The sequence below is a fragment of the Methanofastidiosum sp. genome (genome assembly GCA_035362715.1).
In the GTDB taxonomy this organism is placed as follows: Archaea; Methanobacteriota_B; Thermococci; order Methanofastidiosales; family Methanofastidiosaceae; genus Methanofastidiosum.
Genome location: DAOSDU010000001.1, coordinates 185,190 through 206,791, shown reverse-complemented (window position 1 = coordinate 206,791; position 21,602 = coordinate 185,190). Strand labels below are relative to the sequence as shown.

The following is a 21,602-nucleotide window of genomic DNA, read 5'->3' as shown; positions in this document are numbered from 1 at the left end:
TTTTATTTTAAAATACTCATTACCAATGAGTAAATTTATATATAAGTACTCATTATCAATGAGTATGACTACCAAGGAGATATTAAGACAGGTAGTAATAAATCAAAAGAATGAACTAAACATCCAGAAAGAAACCGTAAGAAGGGAGCTATTAGACAAAATATTGGATTTCTTTGATGATGAAAGGATAATTATCCTAACTGGCATCAGGCGATGCGGTAAATCCACTTTATTAAAGCAGCTCATGCAGAATACATCAGGATGGTGCTATCTAAATTTTGAAGATGAAAGGCTAATAGACTTTAATGCTAAAGAATTTGAAACTCTAAATGAAGTCTTGATAGAAGCTTACGGCCAATCAAAAATCTACTTCTTTGATGAGATTCAGAATGTTGAGAAATTTGAAACTTTTGTTAGAAGATTGCAGGACGAAGACAAAAAAATAATACTCACTGGATCAAATGCTTCGCTTCTCAGTAAAGAGTTTGGCACAAGGCTCACCGGGAGATACAAGGTGTTTGAAGTCTATCCTTTCTCATTCAATGAATTCCTCTTATTTAAAAATATGGCCGTCAAGAAAGATGATTTTTACTTATCTGAAAAAAAGATTAATCTCCAAAATCTCTTTGAAGAATACCTTGTCTCAGGGGGATTCCCAGAGTACCTAAAAAATCAAGATGAGGATTACTTAAAAACAGTATATGAGAACATACTGTACAAGGATATAATAGTCAGGTACTCTATAAAGAAAGAGAAAATATTGAAGGAGCTTGTGAGCATGCTTGCGACAAACGCTTCATGCAAGTTTACATACAACTCTCTTAAGAAAACACTCGGCCTTGGAAATGCCATAACCGTGAAGGAATATATCTCCTATCTTGGGAACTCTTACCTATTCTTTGAAGTGTTAAAATTCTCTCATTCATTGAGACAGCAGCTTAACTCTCCTAGGAAGATATATCTTGTTGATCAAGCGTTCAACAAGGTATCAGGTCTAACATTTACACCAAACAAAGGTAGGAACTTAGAGAACCTGATATTCATTGAATTAAAAAGGCAAAATAAGGAGATCTATTATTACTCAAATAAGAATGAATGCGATTTTTTAGTAAAAGAAGGAAATATAATAACAAAAGCAATACAGGTGTCTTATATACTGGATGAATCTAACAGAGAGCGGGAGATAAACGGATTGATTGATGCGATGAATGCCCTAAAACTAAAGGAAGGATTAATTATAACTTTTGAGCAGACTGAAGATATAAAAATTGAAGATAAAAGAATCAAAGTTATACCTGCTTATAGGTGGATTATTGAAGTGGCAGATTACACATAAAGTGATTAAAGAAGGTTGATCTCTCCAATTTGAAAAGGGGCGGCAGGATCCCGGCATCAGTCACAAGCTTTAGGAATTAAATTATTTCCTAATTTTTTATTATTAAACAATTGTTATCGGCATCTTTAAATATTAATGGATATTATTATTTGCAAGCATTAGTTGTGGTATTATGAAAAAACAAATAGTATTGATGTTATCTGGAATTATTTTAATTTCATTATTTGCAGGATGCTCTCGAGTATTTATATATGATGACCATCTAGAAGGATGTAAAACGGAATTTATTATTTATGGAGAATCTGTTGTAAATCAAGAATGTTATGACGAATGTTCTAGTGAATTACAAACTATGCAAAGGCAGGGGTGTGAGGCTTACTGCCAAGACGACTGTGAGGATTGTCAAGGAGATTGTGAGGAAAATTGTATTGAAAGTTGTAACTTATATAAAAAGTCACCTTATAGTTCTGAAGATATGTGTAAAGAAGAATGCATCGAATTCTCTCCTAAACCGATAACACTTGAACAACCAATTCCCGTTTCAAGGTGCAGCTCAGCTGGTCTTGCAGCATATCTCTTTTCTGGCTTCATAGGGTGCGTAGATGTAAGAAATTGTCCTTCAGAGGGCGATTGTAACCCTGAGATATCTGTTGGTTGCACAATCCCAAACAATTATACTTGCCAAATAGTGGACGAAAATTATAATCTTAAGGTATATTATTCGGGCTCAGGGACAATATATGTCAACGGAGTTCCATTTTCAACTTTTATTCCCTCATCAGATAATTTTGGGCATTATATTCGGGTATATTTCTACGATCAAGCGGACGGATCATATAATAGTATAGCTGGCCTACCCTCAAGCATAACTATAACTGCAGATGGGAATTTCGATGAAGAGGGATTTGGAATTACTTTAGATAGAGAATGCTGCTATGAGTGCAGACAAAAATCTATGCCTGCGGCTATTATCTACCCAAAAGTCGATATAGAAGGATTTTCTATAACAGGTGGATCTGCAATAATTAAGGATGGTAAGGTAGTGTCTGCCTTTAACGTGGTCCCAGGAACTCAGAAGACTACAATCCAGATAGAAAACAGGGGATTCTTTACCCAAAGAAATGCTATGCTGCAATTTGTTGGACTTCCAGCAGGTGTTACAGTTGATGTAACGCCAAAGAGCCAGATTATTAAAGCCCACAATGCAGCCGATTATGAAGCAATATTCACAGTTGGGCCAAACGTATCTTCTGGCACTTACAAAGTGACAATGTTGGCATTATCACCAAACGGTACATTTGACACAATACAAATAGATCTTGTTGTACCTTAAAATTTTATTTATTTTCATTTATCTATTTCTAAAAGAGATACCAAATATTTAAAAACACATAGATAAAAATTATGCTAATTAAAAGTGATAACTATGAAAAAAATATTTGCTATATTGGCAGGATTGTTATTAATAGGAAGTGTGATTGGAGTAGCTTCTGTAACGGCAGGCGGGGGGTGCGACTGTAGTCAAGTGAACTTTTTCCTGAGTCAGACTACTGTACAGGTAGGGGACACATTTACAATAACTAAACGTGGATATTGTATATACGACGAACAACCATATCCAGGAACACTTGGAGAGATGCTGCAATTCGTAAGTGGAAGTGAAGAGGGCATTTGGAAAACTGTTACTTTTAGAGCATTGAAGCCTGGAACTATAACATACACAAGTGAAGATTGTAGTGATGTTCATATAGTTACAATAATTCCAAAAGAATACCCGATTTTTTCCTTCATGAAAATACTAGGATTTGGCAAAGAAAAATAAATATCTTTTATTTTATTTCTTACAATTCTAATTTAAATGCAAATAGTTATAAATAATCATATTCTTTATTAGTTAACTATGGTGATAATCATGAAAAAAATATTTGCAATCTTAATATCCTTGCTCTTTATAGCAAGTGTTTTTGGTGTTGCTCAAACGATGGCTGATGTTGAATGCGATTGTGAGGAAAACTACTACAAGTTTAGCAAAACTACAGTCCACGTTGGAGAAACATTCACAGCTTCAATATGGGGATTATGTATATTCGTCCCTGATAAAGGAATTTTAATAGTTGAAGATTTTGAAGCTTGGGATAATTGGGATGGTACATTTCCCCTTTCATTGGGGGCTGTTGAACTGATTGATCTTAATTACGTTGATGAAGAAGGCAATGTACTGAGTGAAGATAATCCTCCAGAGGGGCCATGTGACTTTTGGATTCAGGGAACGTATAAAGCAATTAGTCCGGGTACATTAAATATGAAACGTTATACCGGTGAAGATGAATATACTGTCACAGCCACAGTCACAGTAATTCCAAAATCATATCCAATGCAACAATTCATGAAGATACTTGGCATTGGCAAAGAAAAATAAATATCTTTTATTTTCTATTATAAATATTCTTTATTTCAACTTCTTTTTAGATATTAAGTTTCTTATGATTCTTATATAATATAATAAGATTAATTTAAACTTTAAAAACTAAAATAAACAATTATGAACAATTAAAAAACAAAATAAACTTTAATGAACGATTAAAAACTATTATGAACTATTATTAACCTCTAAATTTAGAATAAAGGCACAGAAAGCTTTAAATAGGTAAAAGAAACACTATTTTTGTATGAAAAACACACATAGATATATGGCATTCTTAATAGGCATTGGGCTCCTATTAAGTGTTATAGCCCCTGCAATGGCCGAAAGTACCATTGAAGATATAGCTAATGTTGCCTTTGAAGAGGCAGAAGAAATTGAAGATGTTACTTCTGAAACATCAGTAATTGATGAGAAGTTCACAGAAAAATCAAATGCATTTTACGAGATCATAGAAGAAATATTCATCCTCTATGGCGTCACACCTGAAACTGAGGAAGAAACAACACCTGAAGAGCCTTTAGGGGAAGAAACTGGCGAGGAACCAACAGCTGAAGAAGAAGCCCCAGAAGAAGGCGTATACACACTTGGCGAATTCGAATTCTACTTTGAAGAAAAGGAAGATGGATACTACTTTACCGATATTGACGGCAACTCCTATTATATAGACAGCTTTAATCTACCACAATCTGTTTACTCTCACTTGAGCCAGATCTCTTCAACACTCGACAAAATCTCTTTAGCCATTGAAGAAGGAAAAACAGGCAGAGCATTTGGTCTATTAACTTCACTTGAAGCAAGACTTAAAGCAACTGAAAGATATCTAGAGAAGGACGCCACAAGGACGCAGCTAAAGGAACAGAATGAACTAAAGCTCCAGGAAAAACTAGAGGAAAGAGAGAGAATCAAACAGACAATCCAAGATAAAAAAGACCAGGATAAAAACAATAATTCTAACAACAGTAACAAGAATAATGAGGACAAGGGCAACTCAAAAGGAAACTCAGGCAATTCAAACAATGCAGGTGGAAACAGTGGAGGCAATGGTAGCGGTAACGGCGGCGGAGGTAAAAAATAAATAAAGGTGACTAAATGAAAAAACTCTTTATTTTTTTAATTATTTTATTTCTTTTCACTTCAACATATGTTGCAGCAGCACCAAATAATCAAGGACCAAATAATGAGGCAAATACATCCCCTAAGAATCTTGCAAATTCAAACAATAATAATGTAACCCCAACACAGAATGCTAATCAATTGAATGTTCAAGAGCAAACTTCAAATAAAGGGAACACCTCCAATATCCAAGTTCAGCAACAAACTCAGATTAGTCAAAATGAAGGGAATGTCTCAGAAACTCCCCAGAACATTCAGAATCAAAATCAAATTACTTCAAACACAGAACAACAGGTCAGATCAGTTATCCAACAAAAAACTCACGAAGTAAACTCTTCAATGGGGAACTCCCTACAAAATCAAAAAATGGCTCAAGTTGCAGTCCAGACGATGGAATCAACAGCTTCTATGTTTGGAAAATCAGAAGCAAACATCTCAAAGTTATCAAATGAAATCAAGAATTCCTTTGAGGTAACGACTAGGGCTGAAGAAAGGATCAGAAGCAAAAGCGGATTTGTTAAATTCTTTATGGGTGGGGATAACGAAGCAGCAGGGCTCATAGCACAAGAGATTGTGAGAAATGAGAACAGGATCAGAGAATTAAACAGGCTCATAGAAGAGAGTGATTTTGATCCACAAACAAAAGCAATCTTACAAGAGCAGATCCAAAATATAGAACAGGAACAATTGAGACTTAAACTCTTAGCAGAAAAGGAAATAAACAATAAAGGTATTTTAGGCTGGCTCTGGAAGTAATTTTTTCTTATTTATTATTTTTTAAATTGATTTCATTTTAAAAATGAAATCAACTAAACCTAAATGAAATCCAATTTTTTAATTTTGAAAATCAATAACTTTAAATAGTAAAACAAACATATATTAGGTGATGCCTATGGCAGCAAAATTTGAAGTATACACGGACGCTAAAAAACAATTTCGATTTAGATTAAAAGCAGCAAATGGGGAAATAATTGCAACAAGCGAAGGATACACTACGAAAAAATCATGCATGAATGGAATTGAAAGTGTCAAAAAGAACGCCCCAATTGCCGAAATTGTTGAAATAGAAAAGTAATTATTTTTCTATTAATTATTAATTTTTTTATTCCTTTCTTCTTTTCATGACTTCTTTTGATATACCATTGTTCCATTACTTTGTATTATTATTAAATTACATAATACCTTTATAGATACATTTAACTTAGATTACAATCAACTGTATTATACCTGTTAATTGGTGGCTAGTTTGACAAATAAACTGATAGTATTCCTAACTGTTATCATATGTATCTCATCTTTCAATAACGCTGCTCTAGGTGCACCTTTCGGAAATGATTTCTTCTATAGTGGAGAAGGCATCGAATCTTTGATTGTACTTGGGTCAAGTGCATCGTCAAATGAAGTTATTCAAACATCAAAGCTTGCATCACTGATTGCAAATTATTACACCAACAGCATAGTGATAGAAAAAACTGAAACTTATTCTGCTTCAATTGAAAATGTCAGCTATGGTGATACCGTTCTTATAGATCCAGTTTACTCATATGTTAATGGAGTGGAATATGTAGATGGTCTTTCCTCTCTATGGTATTCAAACAAGGAAAGTGAAAATAACAAATACAGTGCCAATTCAACGCATGAAGAGATCGTCTTAATAATGGGCGATACCGACATTCCAAGGGATTACTGTCTTGATTTCAATATGTCAAGTATAATCTATCGTGTCGTCAATATCCCTAGATCATCGCCCTCAAGTTTATTGAACTGCGATGTTAATATCGAAATCTTATCCTCCTCACAGAAGATAAAATTCTTTGATGAGTATTATTACATCCTATACAATGGTGACTTTAGGGATGATGAAGGGGATGTTAGACTGAAATACTTTATCTATGGGACAAGGCAGATGAGTAACAACGTGATGTTCAAAGTGGGCCAGGGGAAGGATTTCGGGTGGTATACAGTAAAGCTTCTGGATATACAGGGGCAACAGATAGAGGAAACATCCTCTGGAGACAAATTCAAGGTACCAAGTTCGGGGACATTTTCCGGGGAATACAAAGTTTTCCTAGAGATTTCAGATTTTAAGGGGAGAAACGAGCAGTTCATAATGGTGATGGATGCAAATGGCACCTGCTGTAGTTGTAATCCCTCTCAGTGCGATTCCAACGGTGGGAATGGGGCCTTTGCATTAAACTCTTCCAATAGTTATGAAAATGATCCCTATTACATACTTGAAAAAGAATATATGTTAATTGATGGAGTTGAGGAAACTATCTGGTCTTTTCCAACATTTTATATCGATGGAATAAAGGTCTTTGAAGGTGCAAATGGGGAATATCTTGCAGAGTTCAATGTCTACTCGCTAAAGGACTTTGGGGTAATTTACAATACACCGTGCTGTGAACCTTTTATTACAAATCCCAATAATTATAGCTTAAATGTCCTAAACAATGTGGAAAATATTGTTGCAAGAGGCGTAGATATCGACCTTGATGGGAATTTATCGTCTTACGAAAAGAATATCTCCATTTATGAAACTTTGACCGAGGAGTGCAACACTTCAATTAGGTTGTTGGGTATTGAGTTTTCTGTTTACATAAATCCTGGAAAGGATGGAATGTACGGTACATGCGATGATTTCTACGATATAAACTCATCTCATCCTAGATTTAAGAAATGCAACTATGATGGCATTGAAGTTTCACTTTGCGATAAGATTGACCTCGAATGCTGTGAGCCTCTTTACCTTAAAGGACCAAATAATTATTTTGATATAAAAATTACAGATCTAATGTATGAAAATATTGATAAGGATGGGGTTAGCCTGGAGGTCTCTCAAAATGTCATTACCAGAACTATCACCTATGATAAAACTATAAAGATTGATCCTTCACTCATAATTAAACTTGACAAAGAAGTTACACAATCTGACAAAATCAATAAAAATCTAATTTTGATTGGGAATGAAAACGACAATATCTTAATAGATGAGCTCTACAATACGGGATTTACAAAGGTGAAGTGGAGTACATCACAAGGGGAATGGGAGTTCATAGAGTTTGGCCTTTACGGAAAGAGGATTGTAATTGTCGGAGGAAAGGACTCAAGTTCACTAAAAAGTGCAATAGATGATTTCATTATATTTTCTAGGCATTATTTGTAATTATCTTTAATCTCCTTCAATTATCTCTTCGTCTTTTATTACCTCTTCGTAGATCTTCTTTTCTATTTTCTCAATCTTGGCGAGCTTTTTGCCCCATGATTTTAGAAACAACAGATTCTTTATACCAAGGAATACGAGCGCAATACTTGTCAAAGCATTTAGAGTCACCAAAAAGTATAATGGCATCATCGACCTTCCAACTTTATAGAACGTTCTTGAAGTTTCGCCATCTGTCAATAGTATTCTCTTAGTCATAAAGAAGAATCCCGAAAGATTCAAAGTAAGTGCGAGCGGTACAAGCAAGAGCACAATTGCTGTTGCTATAAGTAATCTTTTCCTTTCCCTTTCCATATACTCCACTAGATCATACAACACATTAACTGAACTCTCGTCTTTCATATTCCCTCAAGCTCCGTATCAATTTTTGAAAACCATCTGTATCTTTCTATGCCTTTTTCAGTGATATCATAATAGATTACAGTCCTTTTGCCCCACGTATCCTCTACCCTTTTAATATACTCGGCATTTTCAAGTGAGTTAAGGTATTTTTCTGCCATTGTAGTCTTTAAGTTTGCATACTGCATTATGTGGGTCTTTAAGACCCTACCTTGTGAAGATTTTTTCTTTAGGATGCACTCTAGGATTTTTAGGATGATACTGTTACTGTTTCTGTAATTATTGTTCATGATGGTAAACCCTTCCCTTAAATATAGAGAATAATTAGGGCCGTCTTATATATTTGTAACTGGTATTGGTGCGACACTTATATTATGAAAAACCTTTAAATGACTAATATACCAATGTTATATGACTTTGTATCGTTTTTCTGGTGCATAATGTCTTTATATATAGTTTAACGTTTTACGATATAAGGTGAATAACGGAGGTATTATATGAAAATAATCCCAATTTTATTTATTACGCTAGTCCTATTATCAACGGCTAGTATTTCAACAGTTTTTTCGGATGAAGAAAAGGACATTGAAGCCGAGATTTCAGGCGGCTCAACACTTAATGCTGGAACAGAAAACAATCAAGTAACAATAAGGATAAATAACAAGATTTCAACTGACTTTTCGAATGTCAAGGCATATCTTGATTTATCTTACCCTTTCTCGGCATCAAGCAAGGATTCAAATGAGTTTCATATAGGCAATCTGACAAGTACTCTTGTCACAGCGTATTTCACAGTTAACGTTGACGGTGGAGCAAAGTATGGGACTTACAAAGTGCCTGTAAGGATTGTTACAAACTTGGGCACTTACATGGATGAAGTTGAAATCAAGGTTGTAGGGCAAACAGTCCTAAAAGTTGATTCTGTTACTATCGATGGCGTGAGCAATGCTTCTGTAAATCCCGGGGATATATTCGATCTAGCAGTTACTTTGAAAAATTCAGGCGGAAATGATATTAAAAACGCTAAGGTCACCCTTAATACAAATAATGATAACATTATCCCCGTTAGCTCTTCTCTAAGTGAAAGCTTTACAAATATCCGGGCGGGATCTTATGTACGTTCTATCTTTAACATTGCGATAGATAAAAACTTAGCTCCAAGAAATCAAAAAATGAGTTTGACTTTGGATTTTGAGGATGCCCTTGGGAATAAATACACTCAAAATGAAGAGATAGGTCTTCGAATAGTGGGCCAACCAAAATTAGAGATTGGTAGGATAACATCAAATCCTTCCACACTCCAGCCAGGCACTGATTTTGTTCTTACTTTAAAGATTGAAAATATCGGAACAGCTGACGCAGACAATGTCAGGCTTCAGCTTGATTCTAAATTTACAGGTAACCCTCAAGCGTTTCTTGGGAGAATAGAGAAAAATGATTATACGAACGGTGTATTTTATCTAAACACCGCTCAAACTATGGGAAATGTTCCATGCAAGTTAATAATAACTTACATTGATAGTCAGGGCGAATTCAAAAGTGAAAAGGAGTTTAATCTTTCAATAGGGGCTTCTGGGCCACCATCTTCTGGTGGTACAACTTCCACACAGACATCTGCAGGCACAAAACCGCAGCAGAGTGGCACACCTTTTATTAGAACACAAGGCTCAAGCATACCCATAGTGCCGATTGTAGCGGGGATAGTAATAATTTTAGCCGCTATAGTAGGAGTCTTCGTTTATAGAAAGAAAAAGAAGTTAAAAAAAGAAATTGAGCCTCCCGCAACTGAAGAGCAGTAAAATCACCATATTGAGAGGCGTATACAATGAAAAATGTAATCGAGGCAAGAGGGATTTTCAAGTCTTATAATCTAGGGCATTCAGAAGTACCCATACTCCGAGGCATAGATCTAACTGTTGGAGCGGGTGAGATAGTTGCGCTGATGGGGCCATCGGGGTCTGGAAAGAGTACACTTCTTGGAATACTTGGGGGACTTGATTTGCCTACATCGGGAAACATAATAATTGATGGGGTGGACATCACAAAACTCCCTGAGAGTAAACTTGCTGAGATTAGGGGGGCAAAAATTGGATTTGTATTTCAGGCCTATAATCTAGTTTCTACATTAACTGCTCTAGAAAATATTGCGCTTCCTTCATATTTTACAAACGGGAAAAAGAAAGACCCCAATGAACTTATAGAGATTGTTGGATTGGGCCACAGGAAGAATAACAAGCCAACAGAGATGAGCGGTGGAGAGCAGCAAAGGGTCGCCATAGCAAGGGCCTTGATTAATAATCCAAAGATACTGTTTGGGGATGAGCCCACAGGAAACCTTGATTCAAAAACTGAAGTAAAGGTGTTACACCTATTTCAAAAATTAAGAGAAGAGTTTGGAACAACTATTTTCCTTGTCACGCACTCTGATGAAGTTGCTAGAATAGCTGACAGGATCATTCATATCAGAGATGGGAAAATAAGAGAGGTATCCAATCATGGGCCTCATCTCTAGAATTGGCATTTATTTCAAATACGCCACAAGTTCACTTCTAAGAAGAAAGCAAAAGACTCTCTTCTCATTATTGGCTATATCTCTTAGTGTTGCCGCAATTATTGCCATAGGTATTGTTAGCTATTCGGCCGAATATACAATATCCGGTACAGTCAAAAGTGAGCTTGGTGGGGATCTATTGCTCAATTTGAGGGGAGGAGGGTTCCAAGTCCCCGGTATGGGTGGAACAACGACTGTTGATTTTGATCTAATTGAAGATTTTCTAACTGGATTAAAAGATGCTGGGACGATAGATGAATACACCTACACGCTTGGTAGTATGGCCGTTACAGATTCAGATGAGCCAAGAATGATAAGATTTATAGGTATCGATTCGGGGGTGTATCCTCTTTATGGTGAGATAGCTACAATTGAGCCAAATGTTGGCGACTATAGTCTGCTCTTGCAAGATACTAATGATATTCTAATAACAGATACTCTTTCAGATAATTTAGGGCTTGGTAGCGGCAGCACAATTTTAGTAATAGTTGATGATGAGTTAGTTGAACTTAATATAGCCGGAGTAGTATCCACAGGAACTGGCGATATCAGCGATTATGCTTATATGGAAATGGGCGCATTCAAGGAATTATTCAATTATGATGTTGCTGAAAATCCGCCAAATCAGATAGTAATAAGGACTCAAAATGATTATCTGATGGAGGACACAGTTGACCTTATTGAATCGGAAATAAATGAGAGGGAAAAATATAGTATCAGAACAACAACATATATAGAACAGAGTGAGAACACTTTGAGTTCATTAGAGATTGTATTCACCTTTTTTAAGCTATCCGGGATTGTAGCTCTTTTAGTTGGAGGGCTCGGGATTATCACAACAATGTATATATCAATGAAGGAGAGAAAGAAAGAAATCGGTATAATGAAAGCAATTGGGATAAAAAATATCAATGTGATTTTCTTTTTTATCGTTGAAGCATTTCTTCTTGGATTAGTAGGTAGTGCGACTGGGGTAGCTCTTGGAATCTTTTTTTCAAAACAGCTTGCAGTGATAGCCAGTAGTATTTTTAGGACATCACTTATATGGACAATCAATTCAGATACGCTAATATATGGATTTTTGCTTGGCCTCTTCTCTACGATGGTTTTCCAGATTTTGCCTGCATATATAGGTAGCCGGGTTAGACCTATAATAGTATTGAAGGACATGGAGGGGGATGATCCTTTCTACAAAGATATTGGATTTTTCATTATAACTGCTATTTCTCTCTTAGTCTTTGGGGCAATCATAAATATCAATCTTAATTCATGGTCTTTAGTTCTTGTAATATTTGTATTGATTCTAATAATGCTTGGTTTCACGATATTTTGTAGATATCTCGTTAAAGCCATATCTTTTATTCCAACTCTTGGTATTCTTTCCTTAAAAATGGCTCTTAAAAATCTTGAGAGAAACTGCTGGACTATAGCAACAGCACTCCTTGCAATTTCAATTGGTCTTGGAACAGTTGGGGCAGTGCTTATGGCAGGCGAAGGTGTTAAAACTTCTGTCAGTGAAAGCCTTTCAAACAATTTGAACTATGATATCCAGATTATGTCAATTCCAGAATCTTCTATAAAACAGGTAGAAGAAAGAATCTTACTAACAGAAGGTATATCCAATCTTTACAGATATTCCATAAGCATCTCTGACTGCTATATCCAGAGTATTAATGGACGGCCGATTAGTAATTACCTTTATCGCATGTCGGATGGCGATAGGGATTTTGTTGAAGATAGATTTATGTCTGGCGTTTCTATTTCGGGGCAGAATATTGGGAATGATGTGATAAATCAACAGATCGCATCAGGAAGGCTTCTTGGGGTAGAGGATATTGGAAGAAACAATATTATTATGACTTCAAGAGGCGCAGCCTACTTCGATATAAAAGTTGGCGATAAGATTTTTTTTACATATGAAGATTATCCAATCGAGATGACCGTCATTGGATTATACTCGCAGACATCAACTTTCGGCCCAGGAGGCGGAGGTTCAACAAATCTTGGGCTTATGGCATCATACGAAACAATTGAAGAGATAAGAAAGACTTCTAAAAATCAAGAGTTTAACATCATCAGCGTAAATGATGGGCCAATATCAAGTTCAGCCGTTATCTTAAATATCGTGGGAAACGGACTTGAAAACGACTATTTTTCAATTTATGATGAGAACGGTGTGATAATCTCAAGGTCACTCTCAAACTCTAATGGATTAAAGATTGGGGACACTCTGACATTGGAGCTAAACGATAGATCAAAGAAATTCGAGGTTAGGGATATCCAAAATGGCCCATTTAATCTTGAGGCCCAGATTATTGTTCCGTATAGGGCGTTAAAGGACAATTTCTCGGGGATTTATACCTACACACTTGCCGTTGACGCAGAAACAGGTTATGAAGAGATTACCTTAAAAAAACTTGGGTCAATGTTTCCAGATTATAGGATATTTGAAGCATCACGACTCCAGGAAATGGTGACAAGAATGATCGACCAGGTCCTGATACCTATATCAATAATTGCATCATTTTCTCTTTTTGTAGCCGTCATTGTCATAGCAAACATGATGTATATCTCAACACTAGACAGAAAACGAGAATTTGCTATTATGAAAGCAATCGGGGCAAGGAACTGGAGTGTTTTAAAAAATATTGCCATAGAAAATATCTCTATAGGCGTTACAGGCGGATTTACTTCACTTTTGGTACTCTATCTAGCGTCACAATTGATGTCTATCTTTTTGGGGCTTGATAAATCAATGATAAGTTTTATATTCATGATGGAATTAATAGGATTGTCTGTATTGATATCTGTCTTTGCATCTATTATACCTGCATATAATATAGTTAAAATTAGGCCGCTTAGTGTATTAAGGTACGAGTAGATATGGAAATTAAAAATTCAGGTTTAAATGAGATATTGGATACCCTTTCTCAATTTAAATCATCAATAAAGAAGCTTGAGGATCAGGGGGTTGATGTTTCAGCTCTAAAAAAAGAATTGAATCATATCTCTGATAAGATAGAAAAGTATAAAGATGAATGTAACGACGAAATACTACCGAAAATTAGAAAAGAGATATCTACAGATTGCCTATTCTTAAGAAAGAAAATTATAGACTCGATAAAAACTCAGATTGAGGATATAATAAAATATGAGATTCATAAATCTTAGAGGAATAACAAGAAAGAGAAGGAGAAAATAATCCAGAGCTTTTCAGAAATACTAAATGAGATACAAGTATTAAAGAATCTATAGAAAATCAAATTATCCTTTCTTTTTTTGAAGTGCTTCATGATGTAAAGAACTCTTCAATTTCAAAATGAAAGTAGTGCCTTTGGGCAAATTATTCTCAAATGAGACCTCGCCTCCATACCTCTCAATGGTCTTTCTCACAATGTAAAGACCTAGGCCCATACCTTTATTTTCGCCATAGCTAACCCCTTCGTCAAATAGTTTATCTTTTATTACGTCAGGTATCCCTACACCATTATCGGATATTTTAATAGTACAATAATCACTCTTATTATCAATAGAAATCTCTACTTTGTCGGCTTTTCCATGGACCAATGCATTTCTTAAAAGGTTATTAAAAACGGAGATTATCGCTTCATCGGCTAAAATCTTGCAGTTTCCTTCAATTCTAAATTTAATCTCTGGAAAACTTATTATTATTTCTGCAAGTTTTGTCCTGACATCATAAGACTTAAGTTCCCCGCCTGTTGAAATTGCCGTTTCTAGGTCTCTCATCTTATTTACAAGCTCAACACTTTTTTCAATTGCCGAAAGAGCCCTATTTTTTAAGGCAATATCTTCAGTTTTCATCATTTCTAGTGACAGCATTATAACTGTGATATTGTTCAGGATATCATGCCTTAGGATCTTGTTTAAGACCCTTAAAGCTTGGTTCAACTCTATTATTTTTTCCTCTCGGAAATGTTTTTCATTCACATCAGTCATTAAATGAACAAAAAAGCAGTTCCCTCCCACTAAGATCTTACTAACACTAACGTCGTACCATCTTTTCGTAATTGCGTCATCAAAAAAAGTTGTATCGCCAGCTACTCCATCTTTAACGCAATTCATTACGCAAAAATCCGGAGCTATAGGTGTTTTATGATGGACTTCATAGCACTTCTTTCCAATAACGTTTCCATATTTCTCTTTGACTTTCTTATTTGCAATCAATACGGTATTTTTGTCGTTCAAGACCATTACATAGGTATCAATTTGATCGAATATCTCTTCCATCAAAGTCTGTTTTTCAATGTTCTTGAGCTCTTTTGCTTTCATAGAAATGCCTACTTCAAATCAATAATAAGTAAATTAGAATATTATAAATATATTTGGACTATTATTTAAAGCTAATTATCCAAAAATACTTTAAAATTTTTAGGTATTTTATGCTGCGCTACTGGGTACTGTTTTTCATATGGTCTTTTGCATATTCATAGGCTTTCTTTATTCTCGTGTTGTACTTACTCTTCTGCTCAACTAGCTCTTCAAAGCTGTTCTCATCCATATGTTCTTTTATCTGTTTCATTTCACGCATGAATATATTCAAATTATGAATTGCAAGATAGGCCTGCGGAACACTTGTCGCCCCAAGAAAATCTTCCATTCCTAGTTCTTTGCAGATAAAGCAATCGCACTCTGGGATGCTCCCTGTTTTTCTCATTCTGACCCTTTTCAAAGTTTGCGGGTGTATGTACTCCTTGTAAATCGACGCTACAAGATAGGTCCAAGAATCCATGGTCTCAACACCCATAAAGCTCAATGCATATAGCATTGGAAATCCTGTGACCCCAAATACGTGGAGGGGTTTTTCCCGCTCATGTGCATGCATTTTTGCGCTGTGTATTAATTCAATAAGTGTCTTAAAGTCATTTTTTCTAGGTACGAGGGAGCCCATAGCATACCCATCAAAACCACTACTAAGCTTTGAAAAATACCAGTCTATTTCTTTTTTTGAAAATCCGTGAACGCAGGAGTATAAGAGCATATCTTTTCTCTCTTTATTTTCAAGAGCTAAGTTAGCGCTGTCAATACTTTTTTGAAGCATTGCCATATAGTCGGATTTTTCAACATTTAAGGTCACAGGGTAATCAAAAGTCGCGGCAATATCGGCCTCAAGTTTTTCCTGAAATCTAAGCACATCAATGGGATTCCTCTCAATCCCTTTTTTCATAGATTGGAATCCTCCTGAATCAACAAATATCGGTTTTTTTTCTTTAAAAAGCCTGTGAAATCCATATTTGACCTTTTCCTCATATTTTGTGTTTCTAACATACTCCAATGAGAAAAGGCTGGCCTCTGAAAGCTTCCAAGGCGGGGTGACTCGCTCTTCGATAAAAACGTCCCATACGCCGTATGTCAGTGCGCACACTGGTAGAAGTGCGGGTGTTTTGATGTCTCCGTGAGACGTCTTAATCCTAGAAATTGCATCCATTAAATCCGAAAAGGTTTTAATTATAGAGCTTTTTATATCTTTTTAGTGAACATGATCGATATTGAGGAAAAATTGGAACTCCTTTCTGACGAAGAAGGGGCATATGTCGGCAGAAAAAAGAGCATCTTTGAGAAGTATAAGAGCAAGGCTGCGCTATATATCGGTAAGGTTAATGAGACAGGTAAGCAGCTACAGGACTATTTCAACAAGAAGGTACTTCTTGATAGCATTAGCCCCCACGCAATATTCATCTGCGGGATGAGGGGAAGCGGCAAATCCTATACCCTTGGAGTCATCGTTGAAGAGATGGCCATGAAGAACGATGGTGTTGGCATTCTGATAATTGACCCAATGGGGATATTCTGGAGCATGAAGCAAAAGAACAAGATGGCAAACGAAGGCGAGATGCTTGAGCGCTGGGGATTAAAGCCTACAGGCATCAAAAATGTTAGAGTCTTTATCCCAAAAGGGTATGTCCACAAGGCGCCTAAAGAAACGTGGGATGATGTTTTCAAGATTAAACCTTCAGAGCTTAGAGTTGAAGACTGGTGTCTTACCTTTGATATTGAGCGATTTGACACCATGGGCCTTCTAATCGAGCGGGTAATAGAAAAAACTAAAACAGGATACACCACCATTGATGAAAAACAGATAGCAGGGCTTGGCGATGATTACGACATTGAGGACATGATTAAGACGATTGAAAACGAAGAAAGCATATCTTCCCGGGAGGGGGGATTTAAAGAAAACACCAGAAGGGCGCTAAATGCAAGGCTCACAGGAGCAATACAGTGGGGCATATTTGATAAAAAAGGGACAAAGCTAAACGACCTATCGAAGAGGGGCCAGGTTTCTGTAATTGATGTGAGCTTTTTAGAGGATAACGTCAGGGCGCTTGTTGTCGGGCTTCTTTCAAGAAACATCCTGAACACTAGGAAGGTCATCTCAAGGCAGGAAGCTATGGGGGATATTAATCTCATTGGGAATGTACCTGTGACGTGGCTTATGATAGATGAGGCCCACATACTTGTGCCTAGAGGGGGAAAGGTCACAGCAGCAACGGATAGCCTGATAGAATACGTAAGGCAGGGCAGGCAACCCGGGTGCTCAATTGTTCTTGCAACACAGCAGCCCTCGGCAATCGATTCAAGGATATTGTCTCAAGTTGATTTGCTAATATGCCATAAATTAGTCTATCAGGACGATATCAAGGCGGTGCTCCAGAGGATGCCCTCTGAGATCCCAAATAAGCTTTCTGATTTTAGGTTCATAAGATCACTTCCTATAGGAAGTGCTATCATCGGTGACAAGGAGGAGTCGACATCCAGGGCTTTTTTAATCTCAGTAAGGCCGAGGATAAGTCAGCATGAGGGGAGAGAAAGGCAGCCCATGCTTGACATCGATCCAGAGCTCATGAAGAAAAATGTTAAGAATCTTATAATAGAAAAATACCGGCAGAAGCGGCCGCTTGCTGAGATGGAGGAAGTCGTGAACATAGCAAACGAGGAGTATAAGCTCAAGTTCTCGTTTGAGGATATTATAGAGGAGCTAAGAATAGATGGCGAGTTTGATACAATAGATGAAGTAATGCCAAAACCCCAGCCAAAGCCAGTTGTAATTGACATACCGATGATTGATGAGGAAGAGGATTCTCTAGAAGAAGTTGAAATTATCGATGAGTTTGAACCTGAATATGGTGTGACAGGTGAAGCCGCATTTAAGGGAGTAAAGATAGCGCCAGTGATATCCTCTGAAATTGATTATGAAGCTATGAGAGAGATTGCATTAAAAAGCAGAAAAAAAATATCATTGAGGTCGGAGGAGATAAAGGAGGTAGTCCCTATTTACTATCCGCTTATCATGGTATTTTTTGATTATATGCCAAAGAAGGGCAGTTACAAGAGCATGTCATGTTTCTTTGACGGCATTACAGGAGAGCTTGTTATCTGGGACGGAAAGATCTCAAGGACTGTAGGATTTACAGAAATCTATAAACTTAAACCCGATGAGAAATGGTTTTTAGATTACCTTATTGACAGAGAAAATCCAACAGTTTCAGAAATAAAAAAAGAAACTGGGTTCACCCCTAGAAGAACACATTCTTTAATATCGGCTCTTGAAGCAAAAGGGCTTTTAGAGTATAAGCAGAACGGCAGCAATCTAAGCGTCAAACCAAAGATTAAATTTAAATTGGTCAAGGGATTTGAGGATAAAAAACTTAAAAAACTGGATGTTTCTCTTAAGAGCAAGGAGATAACAGGCCGGGTAATTGAATCGCTTATCTCAAAAAATGACGTGTCTAGGGGGATTGAAACACTGGGAAACGCCAAGATATGGCGGACTGAGGAAGTTTATCTCCCCTACTGGCTTGTTGTATATAGAAACTCAAAAGGCAAGGAAAGGCGTGAAGTCTTTGAAGCGTTCAAAGGCAAGAAGGAGGAGCATATTAGGGACATCGTATTAATGAGGGTATGATCATGCAGATAGAAATCGATGGCAATAAGATTGAGGCAAAGGACGGGGCCGCATTAAAGGAGATTTTTTCTGATAATAATATCTCTTACCTAAAAGGGACTACAATTGGGGTAATAAAGAAGGAGAAGGAGACGTCTTCATACCTTGACGAGTTTCTCGTAAAAACGACCAAAGGCTCGTTTGTCATTAAAATTAATGACACTGAAGAGGGAAGGCTGTTTAAAAAAATATCAAAACAGTTTGAAAAAAAGGGTGTTAGGTGGAAGACTTCAACACTTATTGCGATAGGTTCAGTTCCTACAGATTTAAAGCCTACAAAGGAGGAGCAGACCTACTACCCCTGGGATGTTTTTTTCACTCTCGCTGGATTTGATAATAACACCACATATATTGTCCTTTCTAAAAAGATACAGAAAGGAAGCTATGGGACCAAAAATACTCTTGGGAAAATAACCCAAGGGAGGCATGTCCTAGCTCTGATTGAAGAGGAAGATGAGATTAACTCAATTGAGCCAGTTGAAGTTTTCACCGTCGAGAAAGACTTTGAGACCACAGCTGACCTCTCCTATAAGCCAAAGAATGGGGAAAGAATATTTACCCACATCAAAATTAAACTTCAAGATAATACACCTATGGCGATGGAGCACATATTCTCGCTTACTAAAGATGGCCAAATTACTGTTGATGATGTAAATGAGTCATATGTAGCTTCACAGAGTTTGATAGGTTTTGACGTACAAAATGAGAACTCCAATCTAAGAAAAAGGAACTCTGTTTCAGTCAGAACTGAAGGCAAGGACACAGGTGCAGTCTACATCTACAAAAAGGAAAGAATTACCACGCCAAATCACTCCGTTGCCGGCATGATTGTTTCAGGGTCAGAACTAATCGAGATGTTAAAAAAAGGAGACAAAATTGCAGTAAAGACCATGCCCTTAAGTCTATCCCTTCTCGGGCTTACTCAGAAAGAAGCCGAAGGAAAGCTCAAGGCAGAAGGCATCAAACAGGAAAGAACTGGCGATACATCTGACGATGCTTTTATAGTCGAGCAGGAGCCCCCGTACACCTCTGAAGTCATAAAAAACAAATCGGCAAAAACTTTAGGCATTGATAGAAACAAAATCATTGAAATTGAGCTGTACGAAGATGTGGCCCCAAACACAGTAAAATACTTCAGGAAGATCACAGGCCTTGTCAACAAACCTATTGGGAAGCTCGATATTCAGTTTGCGCACCCCACAGTTTCTCTGGTCGCATTTGAAGGGGGCAGCGTTGAGGCTGGAGGGCTCACCCCTGAAAATACGCCGATTAATGTATCAAAGAGGGGGGATGTTGGCGTCACAAACATGTCAAGACAGCACAAGGGGCTTATTGGGGTCAGATTGAAAGAGGATAAGGCATACGGCCCGACTGGCGAAGAGTTTGACGGTACAAATCTTGTTGGCAAAATTGACCTCGACAAAGTTAAAATTGATTTTAATAATGAAAAATCTATTTATATAAAGGAAATCAGGAAATGACGTTTCTTGTCGATATAATATTTCACTAATACCGAAATATTTATATATATTTTATTTTCCATCTATTACATCGTACCGATTATATCTCTTTTATCAGTAGTAAGTCGTCTTTGTTAGAGGAGGAATTAAATGAAGCCTAGTAAATCTGTAGGTATTGTAGGCTATGGTGCTTATGTCCCAAAATACAGGATACAGAACACGGAAATTGCGAGGGTATGGGGAAATGACCCAAATCTTGTGCCAATTAGAGAGAAATCAGTTCCAGGTGCCGATGAGGATTCTGTCACGATAGCCATTGAAATAGCCAGAAACGCCTTATTGAGGGCTGGCATAGATCCAAAAGACTTGAGAGCAGTTTGGGTTGGTACAGAATCCAAACCTTATGCCGTTAAACCGACTTCTACAATAGTAGCAGAAGCTATTGCAGCCACACCATTTGTCAATGCTGCAGACTGGGAGTTTGCATGTAAAGCGGGGAGTGAAACAGTCCAGGCATGCATAGCATATGTGGGCTCCGGTATGGCAAAATACGCCCTTGGCATTGGTGTCGATACAGCCCAAGGGGCACCAAGCGATGCTCTTGAATATACTGCCGCCGCAGGTGGAGCTGGATACATTATAGGAAGTGCTAAAGAAAGCTTAGCTGTTATTGAAGGTTCACTATCTTATGTTACAGATACACCAGACTTCTGGAGGAGGCAGCACGAGCATTATCCAAAGCATGGGAATAGGTTTACAGGAGAGCCTTCATACTTCAAGCATGTCGTCAGCAGTTCAAAGGCGCTTATGGAGGAGCTTGGAACAAAACCAGAGGATTACAACTATGCCGTATTCCACCAGCCAAACAGAAAGTTTCCGCTGGAAGCTGCAAAGATACTTGGATTCCCAAAGGAAAAAGTCATTGATGGTTTAGTTTCACCTTATATTGGTAATACATACGCCGGCTCTGCTCTATTGGGGCTTGCCGCAGTTCTTGACAAGGCAAAAGCCGGGGATAAGATCTTCTGCACATCTTATGGGTCTGGCGCAGGGAGCGATTCATTTTCACTTGAAGTAACTGACAAACTTTCTGATAGGAAGGTAAAGGCCCCTTCAGTCAAATCCTATATTGAAAGAAGGGAAGAGATCGACTATGCACGTTATGCAAGGTATAGAAAGAAGATAAGGATGTGAA

Annotated in this window: 19 protein-coding genes; 15 read left to right on the top strand and 4 right to left on the bottom strand. The window is 37.2% G+C overall.

What is annotated here, in order from left to right; all coding sequences use genetic code 11:
* Positions 1-64 precede the first annotated feature (64 nt).
* From PLI06_01155 to PLI06_01120, 8 genes are all read left to right on the top strand, one after another.
* On the top strand, positions 65-1,336 hold the full coding sequence (locus PLI06_01155) for an ATP-binding protein (GenBank protein ID HOI76207.1): 1,272 nt from the start codon (positions 65-67) through the stop codon (positions 1,334-1,336).
* Positions 1,337-1,508: 172 nt separating this feature from the next.
* Positions 1,509-2,669, top strand: a complete 1,161-nt coding sequence (locus tag PLI06_01150; GenBank protein ID HOI76206.1) for a hypothetical protein — start codon at positions 1,509-1,511, stop codon at positions 2,667-2,669.
* A 93-nt stretch (positions 2,670-2,762) separates the two neighbouring features.
* Positions 2,763-3,158, top strand: a complete 396-nt coding sequence (locus PLI06_01145; GenBank protein HOI76205.1) for a hypothetical protein — start codon at positions 2,763-2,765, stop codon at positions 3,156-3,158.
* Positions 3,159-3,248: 90 nt separating this feature from the next.
* Positions 3,249-3,755: a hypothetical protein gene (locus PLI06_01140; GenBank protein HOI76204.1), complete on the top strand. Its 507-nt coding sequence runs from the start codon at positions 3,249-3,251 to the stop codon at positions 3,753-3,755.
* A gap of 250 nt (positions 3,756-4,005) precedes the next feature.
* The gene (locus PLI06_01135; protein ID HOI76203.1) at positions 4,006-4,836 is read left to right on the top strand and encodes a hypothetical protein; all 831 of its coding nucleotides are present in this window, start codon (positions 4,006-4,008) and stop codon (positions 4,834-4,836) included.
* Positions 4,837-4,850: 14 nt separating this feature from the next.
* Positions 4,851-5,630 carry a hypothetical protein gene (locus PLI06_01130; GenBank protein HOI76202.1) on the top strand — a complete coding sequence of 260 codons (780 nt, stop codon included), beginning with the start codon at positions 4,851-4,853 and terminating at the stop codon, positions 5,628-5,630.
* A gap of 136 nt (positions 5,631-5,766) precedes the next feature.
* A complete protein-coding gene (locus tag PLI06_01125; protein ID HOI76201.1) occupies positions 5,767-5,949 on the top strand; it encodes a YegP family protein in 183 nt (60 codons plus the stop codon).
* Between the two features lie 171 nt (positions 5,950-6,120).
* Entirely contained in the window at positions 6,121-8,040 is a 1,920-nt protein-coding gene (locus PLI06_01120; GenBank protein ID HOI76200.1) for a hypothetical protein, read from the top strand.
* A gap of 6 nt (positions 8,041-8,046) precedes the next feature.
* Here the strand turns inward: PLI06_01120 and PLI06_01115 are convergent, their stop codons facing one another.
* Positions 8,047-8,439 (bottom strand): hypothetical protein, encoded by a 393-nt coding sequence (locus tag PLI06_01115; GenBank protein HOI76199.1) that lies wholly within the window; start codon positions 8,437-8,439, stop codon positions 8,047-8,049.
* Positions 8,436-8,726 (bottom strand): winged helix-turn-helix domain-containing protein, encoded by a 291-nt coding sequence (locus PLI06_01110; GenBank protein ID HOI76198.1) that lies wholly within the window; start codon positions 8,724-8,726, stop codon positions 8,436-8,438. The genes PLI06_01115 and PLI06_01110 overlap by 4 nt, the downstream gene beginning before the upstream one ends.
* 207 nt (positions 8,727-8,933) lie before the next feature.
* Between PLI06_01110 and PLI06_01105 the strand changes: the two genes are divergently transcribed.
* From PLI06_01105 to PLI06_01090, 4 genes are read left to right on the top strand one after another with little or no spacing between them, the layout of a single operon-like run.
* A complete protein-coding gene (locus PLI06_01105) occupies positions 8,934-10,235 on the top strand; it encodes a hypothetical protein (protein ID HOI76197.1) in 1,302 nt (433 codons plus the stop codon).
* A 26-nt stretch (positions 10,236-10,261) separates the two neighbouring features.
* The gene (locus PLI06_01100) at positions 10,262-10,948 is read left to right on the top strand and encodes an ABC transporter ATP-binding protein (GenBank protein ID HOI76196.1); all 687 of its coding nucleotides are present in this window, start codon (positions 10,262-10,264) and stop codon (positions 10,946-10,948) included.
* The gene (locus PLI06_01095; protein ID HOI76195.1) at positions 10,932-13,868 is read left to right on the top strand and encodes an ABC transporter permease; all 2,937 of its coding nucleotides are present in this window, start codon (positions 10,932-10,934) and stop codon (positions 13,866-13,868) included. Before PLI06_01100 ends, PLI06_01095 begins: the two co-directional genes overlap by 17 nt.
* Before the next feature lie 2 nt (positions 13,869-13,870).
* On the top strand, positions 13,871-14,158 hold the full coding sequence (locus PLI06_01090; GenBank protein ID HOI76194.1) for a hypothetical protein: 288 nt from the start codon (positions 13,871-13,873) through the stop codon (positions 14,156-14,158).
* 93 nt (positions 14,159-14,251) lie between these two features.
* On the opposite strand, the gene PLI06_01085 is transcribed toward PLI06_01090, so the two are convergent.
* Both PLI06_01085 and PLI06_01080 read right to left on the bottom strand, forming a co-directional pair.
* A complete protein-coding gene (locus PLI06_01085; protein HOI76193.1) occupies positions 14,252-15,277 on the bottom strand; it encodes a HAMP domain-containing sensor histidine kinase in 1,026 nt (341 codons plus the stop codon).
* Positions 15,278-15,395: 118 nt separating this feature from the next.
* A complete protein-coding gene (locus PLI06_01080) occupies positions 15,396-16,433 on the bottom strand; it encodes a tRNA-guanine transglycosylase (protein ID HOI76192.1) in 1,038 nt (345 codons plus the stop codon).
* A gap of 51 nt (positions 16,434-16,484) precedes the next feature.
* Here PLI06_01080 and PLI06_01075 point away from each other — a divergent pair, with 51 nt between their 5' ends.
* The 3 genes from PLI06_01075 to PLI06_01065 all read left to right on the top strand — a co-directional run bounded on the left by PLI06_01075 (position 16,485) and on the right by PLI06_01065 (position 21,601).
* A complete protein-coding gene (locus tag PLI06_01075; protein ID HOI76191.1) occupies positions 16,485-18,908 on the top strand; it encodes a DUF87 domain-containing protein in 2,424 nt (807 codons plus the stop codon).
* Positions 18,909-18,910: 2 nt separating this feature from the next.
* Complete coding sequence (locus PLI06_01070; protein HOI76190.1) at positions 18,911-20,428, top strand: methanogenesis marker 3 protein; 1,518 nt, start codon at positions 18,911-18,913, stop codon at positions 20,426-20,428.
* Positions 20,429-20,557: 129 nt separating this feature from the next.
* Positions 20,558-21,601 (top strand): hydroxymethylglutaryl-CoA synthase, encoded by a 1,044-nt coding sequence (locus PLI06_01065; protein HOI76189.1) that lies wholly within the window; start codon positions 20,558-20,560, stop codon positions 21,599-21,601.
* Position 21,602: the final 1 nt, after the last annotated feature.